This is a genomic window from Bacillus sp. FSL M7-0791 (genome assembly GCF_038627085.1).
Lineage (GTDB): Bacteria > Bacillota > Bacilli > Bacillales > Bacillaceae > Bacillus > Bacillus safensis.
In genome coordinates this window covers 2966707-2978356 of sequence record NZ_CP152022.1, presented here as the reverse complement: position 1 = coordinate 2978356, position 11650 = coordinate 2966707, and the positions used below count along the sequence as shown (strand labels likewise).

Sequence of the window (11650 nt, the reverse complement as noted above, 5' to 3'; positions counted from 1 at the left end):
ACAAGTAGAGGTTTTTTATGGAGTGAAGTTAAATACTCCTTTGAGAAGACTGCACCAACCGAACAAACAAAGGAAAAACGACAACCACCGCAATCATCATCAAAAATCCATCCGGCATAAGTTTTACAAACGTTGTCTGAATCACATAAACCGCAATCAGCAGCAAGTAACTGATCAAAAATAACAATCCAGAACTTCTCTTTTTAAACGGTTTTTCTAAAAGAATCAGCATAAACAGCCCCGTCATAATCATCCAAAAAGTCATATTCCTTTCGAGTCTCCTCTCCATTCATCCCCACATTGTACAGATATTTCTCCGAACGCAACATACTTCTCCCTCAAATTAAGCAAAAAGTAGTGAAAATATAAGGAATCACGAACCGATGACGCCTGAAATTTTACAAAAAACCTCCAACCAATTCAAAATCACATCTTCCCATTTGAGACGTCCTCATATATAGTAAGATTAGACTAGTTCTAAATAACTGAAATTGGGGCGTTTACATGGATTCGATTGTTTTACATTTTATTGTGATCATGAGTGTTTCTGGCATTCTGTCCGTGATATTATCAATCATTGCTCATGCAAACCGCCATCGATATATTGGCTGTCAATTGTTTATGTACATGTCTGGAGCAACTGCGATTTATATTTTTGGGCATACGTTTGAATTATTGGCTCGTACTCCTGGAGAAATCATGTTCTGGGTTTGTTTTCAATACATAGGTCTTCCGTTTATCGCACCGCTCAGTCTGCTGATTGTGCTACAATTTACGGGGTTCCATCAATATTTAACAAAGCGCCGCGTGCTTCTCATCTTATTGATTCCAACTCTCACAACCATTATGGTGTTCACCAACTCTTTACATTCACTCTTTTATCGAAGCATCACGATGAATCCAGTAGATGGGTTTTTATTGGCTGATTTTTCGATTGGCTATTGGTATATCATTCATGGCGTTTATACGTTTGGCTGTTCGATGCTTGCTATCTTTATGCTGCTTTGGTTTTTACGTGTCACAAAAAAAGAATATTTAAAGCAGATTCTGATACTGTTAGTGGGAATGTCATTACCAATTTTGACTTCTTTTATTTATTTATTAGGTGTTACACCCCTACATATTGATCCGGTTCCTGTGGTGATGTTTATCACCAATGCACTCTATTTATGGGCAATTATGTCGTTTCAGCTCTTTAAGCTGTCTCCTATTGCAATGGAGCGTGTGTTTGAGCATATGTCTGAAGGGGTTCTGATTTTAGATCGATATCGGACACTCATTGACTACAATCCCGCTGCTGCATCGATCATTCCAGCACTTGCGAATAAAAAGGGAATTGGCTATAAAATCGACGATATTTTCTCAGCAATCATCAAAGATTCAGCGTTCATTCAATGGCTGCGCTCTCCGCAGGATCATTCGCAATATGATTTAATGTGGAAAAAGGAAAAAGACCAGTCCTGCTATTATCATTTGACCGCTTCGTCTCTATTTAATAGAAGAGGAGAGATCGAAGGCAGGCAAATCGTGATCAGTGATGTAACAGAGCAGCGTTTGCTGCAGGAAGAGCTGGAGCGTCGTGCGTATATCGATGGTTTGACGAATATTTTCAATCGTTCTTCTTTCATCGAACGAACGCAGATGATCTTGGAAGAGGATGCACAGGATACGGCTGTTATGCTGTTTGATATTGATTTCTTTAAACAAATCAATGACACACACGGACATCATATCGGGGATGAAGCGCTGCGTCATGTTGTCTCTATTTGTCAGGAGCATTTACAAATGGATGATTTATTTGGACGATATGGGGGAGAAGAGTTTGCCATTTGTCTGCCTCATCAGTCATTTAAAGAGGCATGTCATATCGCGGAAAAAATAAGACATTCGTTTGAAGCAAGTTTCTTTACAAATGATGAAGAAAAAGTGCGAGTGACAGCGAGTTTTGGAATTGCTCACACAGCCAATGATCCTTGTGTATTAGAGACACTTCTATTTGAAGCGGATCAGGCCTTGTATATGTCAAAACGCCAAGGACGGAACCGGATTTATGCATCCACTGGTAAGGGCCATGTGCTGTATCAAGAGCAGGATCTTCCGAATTGACTGTTGTCCTGACATTCGATATGATAAACATAACATTTGAACGGTTTCCTAAAGGGGAGTAGCTTTTACGGTTTGGTCGTCATTACAGAAACATCCGTTGTTTCTCGGCTATTCCGGCATGAACAATGTTAGCCAGACCTTTGCCTATCACACATGAGGCAAAGGTCTGGCTATTTTTAAGGTCTTTTTGCATCTGTGTGATAGAGAAGCGGAACAAATGATGCTTTTAATCCTACAGATGAAAGGATGATCGACCTTGAAAAAATATGTGATGGCTTTCCTATTTTCCGGAACGCTTGTATTAAGCGGGTGCTCCGGCTTGCTTGATCAGGTCAACGATACAACGACATATGTCACTGAGGCAAATGACTATGTGACAGACATTCAGCAATTTACAGAGGATTTTCCAAAACTCGCTGAAGAAGCTGTGCAAAATGCCGCCAAAAAAGCAGAATTAACGCAGCAGCTTGAATCATTGAAGAAAGACATTCAAGATTTTAATGAAGTCACAGCGCCAAAAATGGCAGAAGACCTGCATGCGCAAATCATTGAAAAAAATAAAGTGCTGTCAGAGGAAATCCAAACGTATTTACAGCAATTGAAGGCAGGCGATATCGATGCTGCCGCCATACTGGAGGATCAGCAGGGATTGATGAAACAGCTTCAGCAATCCGTCAATCTTTTGCAGGATATCGAACAATTAACAAATTAGGACAAACACAGCTTTATATGCGGTGCTCAGCATATCTTTGCCTTTTCCGGTGGAGATATGCTTTAATTTAGGTACAGACAAGTCATAATGGAAAAAAGGTGATCACATGACAGAACATGAAGAAAGACATATGGCTTCGCCTAGAGCCGAAAAGGAAAAGGACCAATTGATCAATCGCTTAAAACGAGTGGAAGGACAAGTGCGCGGGATTCAGCAAATGATTGAAAACGATCGTTACTGTATAGATGTTGTGAATCAAATCTCCGCAGTCAATGCGGCTTTGAAAAAAGTCAGTCTTCATTTGATGGAAAAGCATACACATCATTGTGTTGCAGATGCTATCAAGAGCGGCAATGGGGATGAAGCCATTGAAGAGTTAATGACGGTCTTTACGAAACTGACAAAATCGTAGCATTTATGTTTACATTAATACCCTACTAGGGTATAGTAAATTGTAGAAAATGATTGATGGAGGCGATGAGAAATGGAACAAGCAACACTTCAAGTGCAGGGCATGTCTTGCGGACATTGCGTGAAAGCAGTCGAAGGAAATGTAGGAGAATTAGCAGGTGTTGAATCTGTGAAAGTCCATTTAGACAAAGGACAGGTGGAGGTTTCATTTCACCCGGATCAAGTCACGTTACACCGTATCTCCGATGTGATTGAGGAACAGGGATATGATGTTGTATAAATAAGTATACGTGCTGCAAAACAGCACGTATTTTTTTCAAAATATAATACCCCCATGGAGTATGTGGAGAGGTGAGATCAATGAAAAAGGAAATTGATTTTCAAATTACGGGGATGACCTGTGCTGCCTGTGCAGGCCGCATCGAAAAGGGATTGAACAGGCTGGAAGGTGTGGAGGATGCCAGTGTGAATTTGGCGCTTGAAACTTCTCATATCATTTATGAAACTGAGCAGTTAACACCAGATGATTTGAAGCGAAAAGTTCAATCTCTTGGCTATGATGTGGTGATGGAGCAAGCAGAATTTGATATAGAGGGAATGACCTGTGCAGCTTGTGCAAACCGAATCGAGAAAAAAATTAACCGAATGGACGGTGTCGATCACGGGTCTGTAAACTTTGCCCTTGAGACACTTCAGGTCACATATCATCCGGGCCAAACGTCTGCAAATGACATAAAAGATGCGGTGCAGTCTATTGGGTATTCTTTAATAGAACCAGATGCAGATCAAGCGGAGGAAGGAAAAAAAGATCACCGGCAAGCTGCAATAGAAAAGCAAACGGCACGCTTTTTATTCTCGATGATTTTATCACTGCCGCTTCTTTGGGCAATGGTCAGCCATTTTTCTTTTACATCCTTTATTTGGCTGCCAGAAGCGTTTATGAATCCATGGGTACAGCTGGCGTTAGCAGCGCCGGTGCAGTTCATTGTCGGCTGGCCCTTTTATGTAGGTGCGTATAAGGCTTTAAGAAATAAAAGTGCCAATATGGATGTTCTTGTCGCACTTGGGACATCTGCCGCGTTTTTCTATAGTTTATATGAAAGCATTCAGTCAGCGATTAGAGGCACACATGAGGCAGCCCTCTATTATGAAACAAGTGCTGTCCTCATTACGTTGATCGTGCTCGGAAAATTAATGGAAGCAAGAGCAAAAGGAAGATCATCAGAAGCGATTCAAAAGCTGATGGGCTTACAGGCGAAAGAAGCGGTTATCGAGCGAGATGGCAAACAGATGACTGTGCCTATTTCTGACGTGAAAGTGAATGATCTTGTGTTTGTCAAACCCGGGGAAAAAGTGCCGGTAGATGGAGAAATCATAGAGGGGACAACCGCAATAGATGAGTCCATGATTACAGGAGAAAGTCTGCCTGTTGATAAAACAGCAGGAGATATGGTCATTGGGGCAACGATCAATAAAAATGGATTCATCAAAATAAAAGCGACTAAAGTCGGGAAAGAGACCGCTCTTTCACAGATTATCCGAGTCGTAGAACAAGCGCAGGGCTCAAAGGCACCGATTCAAAGAATGGCAGATCAAATATCAGGGATATTTGTTCCTATTGTTGTAGGAATTGCTGTGCTCACATTCCTCATATGGTTTTTCTTTGTTGATCCAGGAAATGTGACGTCAGCACTTGAAACCTTTATAGCCGTCATTGTCATCGCATGTCCGTGTGCGCTCGGCCTTGCGACACCAACCTCTATTATGGCTGGCAGCGGCCGTGCGGCTGAATCAGGCATTCTGTTTAAAGGCGGAGAGCATTTAGAAGTGACTCAATCACTCGACACGGTGGTGTTAGATAAAACAGGGACTGTGACAAAAGGAGAGCCTAGTCTGACAGATGTACTGGCATATGCCAACTGGACAGAAGATACGCTGCTGCAGCTAGCAGGCTCGGCAGAACAGCAGTCGGAACACCCGCTTGCCCGGGCGATCACAGACGGTATGAAGGAACGAGGTCTTGAAGCGGTCGAGGTTGAAGCGTTCCAAGCAGATCCAGGTCATGGAATTGAAGCAAAGGCAGCAGGACACAAGCTTTTGATTGGAACGCGTAAGCTATTACAGAAACATCATATCCAATATGAGCAAATTGAAGCTTCTGTCACAACGCTGGAGGAGCAAGGGAAAACGGCTATGCTTGTTGCGATTGACGGTGAAGTCGCCGGCATTGTCGCGGTTGCAGATACAATCAAATCATCCTCTCCACAAGCCATCGCTCGTCTAAAAGAGCAGGGGATTCACGTTGTGATGATGACAGGTGATAATAAACTAACAGCAGAGGCGATTGCGAAACAGGCGGGCATTGATCATGTCATTGCTGAAGTGCTGCCTGAAGAAAAAGCGGCTCATATTGCAGCGCTTCAGAAACAAGGAAAAAAAGTCGCCATGGTCGGAGACGGTATCAATGATGCCCCAGCTCTTGCAACAGCGAATATTGGGATGGCTGTGGGAACAGGGACAGACGTTGCCATGGAAGCAGCAGATATTACGCTCATGACGGGAGATCTCCATGCCATTGCAGATGCGCTGGAATTTAGTAAAAAAACAATGAGAAACATTAAACAAAACCTATTTTGGGCGCTTGCCTATAACTGTATCGGGATACCGATTGCTGTATTTGGTTTCCTTGCGCCATGGCTTGCAGGAGCAGCAATGGCCTTTAGTTCCGTGTCCGTTGTGCTGAATGCGCTCAGATTGCAGCGATTGAAGCCAGTTAGAGAGGGAGTGGCAGAATGAAGCTGAATGTCAAATGGATTTGGACCGTTAGTGCATTGTTCTACGTTGCTCTTGTGCTCATTGGATATACGATTTATAATGAATTTTTTCCAAATCAACATACACCAAGTGAACAGATGCAAAATCATTAAGACTTCGCCAAAAGCGAAGTCCCAGCGTGTAGACAAACCCTCGCATTCTTTGTCAGGTCTGTGCGCCAGTGCTCACGAATGTCTATTCGCTCCGCGCTGGTGCTCGCCCTTCCTAGACTTCAAAGGTTTTCTATTACGCTGAAAAGAAGACAACGTGCTAAAACAAAATCATTTTAGCACGTTGTCTATATTCTAAGACTTCGCCAAAAGCGAAGTCTTTTTTTTACAATATTGTGGAAAAACCCACCTTTTTAAAGATTTTTCATAAAAAATTCACTTCTTTTTGTTCCTTTTTGTCGTTTTTTGTAGGTTCGTCGTTAAGATGCGATTAAGCAACAAAGAAAGCGTTATCAAAAAAAGGGGGTTCACGTATGAAAAAGTTAGGGTTAGCTTCTCAAATACTCATTGCACTTGTTCTGGGTGTTGTCGTGGGAGCGCTGTTTTATCAAAATGAAACCGTTATTAATGTGTTAACGCCGATTGGCGATATATTCATCCATTTAATTAAAATGATCGTTCTTCCAATTGTTATTGCTGCATTGATTGTAGCAGTTGCAGGTGTTGGAGATATGAAAACGATCGGAAGACTCGGCGGAAAAACCATTCTTTACTTCGAGATTGTGACAACGATTGCATTAGCAGTTGGACTGCTTGCAGCAAACGTCTTCCATCCTGGTACAGGAATTGATATGAGCAACATGGAGAAAGGTGATATCTCTAAATATGAAGAGACATCTAAGGCTTCTTCTGAAAAAGCGACTTTCTCTGAAACGTTGGTGCATCTTGTACCGACAAACGTTTTCCAATCCATTGCAGAAGGTGATCTATTACCAACCATCTTCTTTACAGTCTTATTCGGATTAGGAATTGCCGCAGTTGGAGACAAAGGAAAACCAGTATTAGGATTCTTTGAAGGTATACTCGAAGCCATGTTCTGGGTGACCAATAAAGTGATGAAGTTTGCACCATTTGGTGTATTCGCGCTCATCAGTGTGACGGTGATCAAATTCGGGGTCGGAGCGCTTCTCCCGCTAGGCAAACTGGTACTTGTCGTTTACGGTACAATGGCATTCTTCGTCATTGTTGTACTTGGCATTATTGCGAAAATGGCTGGAACAAGCGTCTTTACACTATTTAAAGTATTAAAAGAAGAAATCATTCTTGCATTCTCAACAGCAAGTTCAGAGGCTGTACTGCCTAGATTAATGGACAAAATGGAGAAGTTCGGCTGCCCGAAAGCGATCACGTCGTTCGTTATTCCAACAGGCTACACCTTTAACTTAGATGGAAGTGCCATCTATCAATCCATTGCTGCGATATTTGTTGCACAAATGTATGGCATGCCGCTTTCCATCTATGAGCAAATTACGTTACTATTAATTTTAATGCTGACATCTAAAGGAATGGCTGGTGTACCAGGTGCATCGATCGTTGTTGTCATCACAACTCTTGGTGCTATGGGACTGCCGCTTGAAGGACTTGCCTTCATCGTTGGGATCGACCGACTTCTTGACATGGTTCGTACAACAGTGAACGTATTTGGTAACTCACTTGCAGCCATTGTCATGTCTAAGTGGGAAAAAGTATTTGATCAAGAGAAATCGAAGAAGTATATTGAGGAATTAAAACAACAAACAAAAGCAGCGTAAAAAAGGAGATCTTTTCAAATGACGAAGCTACAGGACAAGCAAGTTCGAATCGAACGTGACTTTCTAGGTGAAAAGGAAGTAGACACTCAAGCATATTATGGAATTCAAACATTACGTGCAGTGGAGAACTTTCCAATTACAGGCTACCGTATTCATGAGGAACTCATCAAAGCATTAGGGATTGTCAAAAAGGCAGCCGCACTTGCAAATATGGATACACAGCGACTATATTCTGGTCTTGGAGAAAAAATTGTTCAAGCCGCAGATGAGGTCATTGAAGGAAAATGGAACAATCAATTTATTGTCGATCCAATTCAAGGCGGGGCTGGCACTTCAATGAATATGAATGCCAATGAAGTCATTGCAAACAGAGCGCTTGAACTACTAGGAAAGGAAAAAGGCGCTTATACTGAGCTAAGTCCAAACACGCATGTGAACATGTCGCAGTCAACAAACGACGTTTTCCCAACAGCGATTCATATTTCAACATTGAATATGATTGAAAAACTACTTTATACGATGGAAAACATGCATCAAGTCATGACCGAAAAAGCGCAGGAATTCGATCATGTCATCAAAATGGGACGCACGCATCTTCAGGACGCTGTTCCAATCAGACTTGGACAAGAGTTTAGTGCGTATGCAAAAGTTCTTGCTCGTGATATTAAACGTATCAAGCAGTCTAGACAGCATTTATATGAAGTCAATATGGGTGCAACAGCAGTCGGAACTGGATTGAATGCAGATCCTAAATATATTCGCCAAGTGGTTGGCTACCTATCTGACATTAGCGGATTACCGTTAGTTGGCGCTGAAGACTTAGTCGATGCCACGCAAAATACGGATGCTTATACAGAAGTATCGGCTGCACTTAAAGTATGTATGATGAACATGTCCAAAATGGCGAACGATATTCGTCTGATGGCTTCAGGTCCAAGAGCAGGCTTTGGTGAGCTGCACCTGCCGCCGAGACAGCCAGGTTCATCCATCATGCCAGGGAAAGTCAACCCAGTTATGCCTGAGGTCATGAACCAAGTGGCATTCCAAGTCATAGGGAATGATCACACAATCTGTCTTGCATCAGAGGCTGGCCAGCTTGAACTAAACGTTATGGAACCAGTGTTAGTGTTCAACCTGCTTCAATCTCTCAGCATGATGAAAAATGTATTCGAGTCCTTCGTGGACAACTGCTTGCGTGACTTAAAAGCAGATGAATCTAGATTAAAAGAATATGTAGAAAAGAGTGCCGGTGTCATGACGGCGGTGAACCCGCACATTGGTTATGAAGCGGCTGCACGAATTGCAAGAGAAGCCATCCTTACAGGCGCATCTGTACGTGAGCTTTGTCTGCAAAATGATGTGTTAACAGAGGAAGAGCTTGATGTCATCTTAAATCCTTTTGAAATGACAAAACCAGGTATTGCTGGTGCATCACTTTTAGAAAAGGATCGTTTAGAAGATTAAGCGGCATCATGAGAAGCGCACACCGGCAAAGTTCCGGTGTGCGCTTTTTCATGGAGGTTTGTTTTTCTTTAGCTCACATAGTATACTATCGTCAATTATTAGGGATGTGACTGCGTTTGAATCTACTGAAAAAATGGCTGAATACAGAGCCTTATTTAATTGTGCTGCTCATTGTACTGACGCCGATTGGCGGAGAGTTTAAATTTTATCCGTTTGAGGACAGCTTTCGGGTCAGCTTTGGAACCGTTATCTTTTTCTTTATCCTGCTACAAATGAAAAGATTTCCGGCATGGGCAAGCGGCATCATCGCTGGGATATCTGTTTTTGTGTTTCGCGTGCTGCTTGATACAGCTGTGACAGGGCATCTTCCGCTTGAAGAGGCAGTTTCATTAAGATTTCCTTCCCTGCTTTATTATGTTGTCTATGGCACACTCTTTTATTTATTGAAGGTGAGACGTTTCCGCGATCAGCCATGGCTGATTGGAGCAACAGGCATCGTCATGGAGCTGTGCGCAAGCGTTGTTGAAATCATCGCACTTCGAGGCACGATGGATGAAATTTTAACGGTGAGGACGCTGTTCCAATTATTTGTTTTGGCGATATTCAGAAGCTTTTTCGTGTTGGCTTGTTATACAATGATTCGCTTATATGAAGAGCAGGCGAGAGAGCGTCAGATGAAAAAGGAAAAGGAACATCTGCTGATGCTTCTGTCTAACCTTTACACAGAATCTACATATTTTCATAAAACACTCGCACATGCTGAGCATATTACGGCTACATCCTATCAATTGTATCAATCCCTTCACCACGCAAAGGATGCGGAATCATTGGATTTGAAAAAGCTCGGTAAAACCGCCTTGCAGATTGCAGGAGAGGTGCATGAAATCAAAAAGGATAACCAGCGGATTTTTTCTGCCTTATCAAAGCTGATTCATGAGGAAAACTTCCAGGCTTATGAGAGTCCTTCTCATATCGCTGGGCTTGTCATTCGCATTCATGAAAATTATGCAGAATCTCTTAAAAAAAACATCGTCTTTCATTATGATGAAGATGGAAAGCATCCCGCCTATCACGTGTATACCATTCTATCTTTGTTAAATAACATCGTATCCAACGCTGTGGAAGCCATTCCTGTAGAAGGAGAGGTGTCACTTTCTATTTCACAGAAAGAAAACCACGTGATTTTTCAAATCAGCGACAACGGGCCTGGCATAAAAGAACGTAATCATCATGTGATTTTTAAACCGGGCTTCACTTTAAAATACGATCAGGCTGGGAATCCATCGAGCGGTATCGGGCTTGCCTATGTAAAGGATACAGCGGAGAAGCTTGGCGGAAGTGTTGAGATGGAGAGTATCCCAAATGAACAAACGATTTTCACATTAACGATACCAGTAGATCAAGTCAGTAGAAAAGAGGGGATTGGGAGATGAGATTTTTTATTGTTGATGATGATGAAGCCGTTCGTTCTTCGCTGGCTCAGCTCATTGAAGATGAAGAGCTTGGCATTGTGGCCGGGGAAGCAGAGGATGGCGCAGAGTTAACAGCCAGCTACTTAAATGATTTGCACATTGATATCTTATGTATTGATCTATTGATGCCGGAAAGGGACGGGCTTGAAACGATTCGAGCGATCAAGGATGAGTTTCATGGGAAATACTTAATGCTGTCACAGGTTGAAACAAAGGAATTAATCGGACAGGCGTATACGCTTGGCGTCGAATATTATGTGACAAAGCCGATCAATCGTGTAGAGGTCTTAAGTGTTCTCCATCTCATGATTGAACGTCTTCATTTAGAGCATTCAATTGAAAATATTCAGCACTCACTCAAATCGGTCATACAATTTCAGCAACGCGGTCAGACGAAAACGAAGCAGCGGGGGAAAAGTCTTGCAGAGGCGGGGCAGTTTTTGCTGGCGGAGCTTGGCATTGTTGGTGAGAAGGGGTCTAAAGATTTATTAGATATGATTCTTTTTACAGACCAGTATTTAGCGCTGCATGCTGATCATCATGATTCCTTTCCTTCTTTAAAGATCATTTTCACTGGGATTACAGAGGATAAGTTAAGTGAGCCCTACACATCGGCAGACATCGCAAGAGAAGCAAAGGCGGCCGAACAACGGGTAAGACGTGCGATCAACCAATCATTAAAGCACATCGCATCACTTGGGCTAACCGATTTTTCTCATCCAACGTTTGAAAATTACGCATCTAAATTTTTCGATTTCACCATCGTACGGAAGAAAATGAGTGAATTGACGAAAGAGATGAGCGGAAGAGAAGAACACACCCGTATCAATGTGAAGAAATTTGTGCAGGTGCTTTACTACGAAGCGAAACGTATTTTTATGGAAGATTAAAAAAAGACATGCTCTCCAA

11 protein-coding genes are annotated in these 11650 nt (G+C 42.3%); 10 read left to right on the top strand and 1 reads right to left on the bottom strand.

Annotated features, from left to right (window positions below):
* Nucleotides 1-28: 28 nt before the first annotated feature.
* A complete protein-coding gene (locus MHI08_RS15395) occupies nt 29-265 on the bottom strand; it encodes a hypothetical protein (protein ID WP_025094100.1) in 237 nt (78 codons plus the stop codon).
* Between the two features lie 239 nt (nt 266-504).
* On the opposite strand from MHI08_RS15395, the gene MHI08_RS15390 reads away from it, so the two are divergent.
* The 10 genes from MHI08_RS15390 to MHI08_RS15345 all read left to right on the top strand — a co-directional run bounded on the left by MHI08_RS15390 (nt 505) and on the right by MHI08_RS15345 (nt 11631).
* Complete coding sequence (locus MHI08_RS15390) at nt 505-2106, top strand: histidine kinase N-terminal 7TM domain-containing protein (RefSeq protein WP_342499735.1); 1602 nt, start codon at nt 505-507, stop codon at nt 2104-2106.
* A 256-nt stretch (nt 2107-2362) separates the two neighbouring features.
* Entirely contained in the window at nt 2363-2818 is a 456-nt protein-coding gene (locus tag MHI08_RS15385; RefSeq protein WP_327822621.1) for a DUF6376 family protein, read from the top strand.
* A gap of 106 nt (nt 2819-2924) precedes the next feature.
* Nucleotides 2925-3230, top strand: a complete 306-nt coding sequence (locus MHI08_RS15380) for a metal-sensing transcriptional repressor (RefSeq protein WP_012011272.1) — start codon at nt 2925-2927, stop codon at nt 3228-3230.
* A gap of 72 nt (nt 3231-3302) precedes the next feature.
* The gene (gene copZ, locus MHI08_RS15375; RefSeq protein WP_024423475.1) at nt 3303-3509 is read left to right on the top strand and encodes a copper chaperone CopZ; all 207 of its coding nucleotides are present in this window, start codon (nt 3303-3305) and stop codon (nt 3507-3509) included.
* An 80-nt stretch (nt 3510-3589) separates the two neighbouring features.
* Nucleotides 3590-6025 carry a heavy metal translocating P-type ATPase gene (locus MHI08_RS15370; protein WP_342499734.1) on the top strand — a complete coding sequence of 812 codons (2436 nt, stop codon included), beginning with the start codon at nt 3590-3592 and terminating at the stop codon, nt 6023-6025.
* A complete protein-coding gene (locus MHI08_RS15365; RefSeq protein WP_259279817.1) occupies nt 6022-6156 on the top strand; it encodes a hypothetical protein in 135 nt (44 codons plus the stop codon). The genes MHI08_RS15370 and MHI08_RS15365 overlap by 4 nt, the downstream gene beginning before the upstream one ends.
* Before the next feature lie 371 nt (nt 6157-6527).
* Nucleotides 6528-7805, top strand: coding sequence for a cation:dicarboxylase symporter family transporter (locus tag MHI08_RS15360; protein WP_024423473.1), 1278 nt, complete (start codon nt 6528-6530; stop codon nt 7803-7805).
* 18 nt (nt 7806-7823) lie between these two features.
* Nucleotides 7824-9269, top strand: a complete 1446-nt coding sequence (gene aspA / locus MHI08_RS15355) for an aspartate ammonia-lyase (RefSeq protein ID WP_024426050.1) — start codon at nt 7824-7826, stop codon at nt 9267-9269.
* Between the two features lie 116 nt (nt 9270-9385).
* Entirely contained in the window at nt 9386-10702 is a 1317-nt protein-coding gene (locus tag MHI08_RS15350) for a sensor histidine kinase (RefSeq protein WP_342499733.1), read from the top strand.
* Entirely contained in the window at nt 10699-11631 is a 933-nt protein-coding gene (locus MHI08_RS15345; RefSeq protein WP_342499732.1) for a response regulator, read from the top strand. Before MHI08_RS15350 ends, MHI08_RS15345 begins: the two co-directional genes overlap by 4 nt.
* The last annotated feature ends 19 nt before the right edge of the window (nt 11632-11650 follow it).

Excerpts from the sequence above, each read along its gene's own strand:
- MHI08_RS15395 (WP_025094100.1), bottom strand. The coding sequence starts at position 265 with ATGACTTTTTGGATGATTATGACGGGGCTGTTTATGCTGATTCTTTTA.
- MHI08_RS15390 (WP_342499735.1), top strand. The coding sequence starts at position 505 with ATGGATTCGATTGTTTTACATTTTATTGTGATCATGAGTGTTTCTGGC.
- MHI08_RS15380 (WP_012011272.1), top strand. The coding sequence starts at position 2,925 with ATGACAGAACATGAAGAAAGACATATGGCTTCGCCTAGAGCCGAAAAG.
- copZ (WP_024423475.1), top strand. The coding sequence starts at position 3,303 with ATGGAACAAGCAACACTTCAAGTGCAGGGCATGTCTTGCGGACATTGC.
- MHI08_RS15370 (WP_342499734.1), top strand. The coding sequence starts at position 3,590 with ATGAAAAAGGAAATTGATTTTCAAATTACGGGGATGACCTGTGCTGCC.
- MHI08_RS15365 (WP_259279817.1), top strand. The coding sequence starts at position 6,022 with ATGAAGCTGAATGTCAAATGGATTTGGACCGTTAGTGCATTGTTCTAC.
- MHI08_RS15360 (WP_024423473.1), top strand. The coding sequence starts at position 6,528 with ATGAAAAAGTTAGGGTTAGCTTCTCAAATACTCATTGCACTTGTTCTG.
- aspA (WP_024426050.1), top strand. The coding sequence starts at position 7,824 with ATGACGAAGCTACAGGACAAGCAAGTTCGAATCGAACGTGACTTTCTA.
- MHI08_RS15345 (WP_342499732.1), top strand. The coding sequence starts at position 10,699 with ATGAGATTTTTTATTGTTGATGATGATGAAGCCGTTCGTTCTTCGCTG.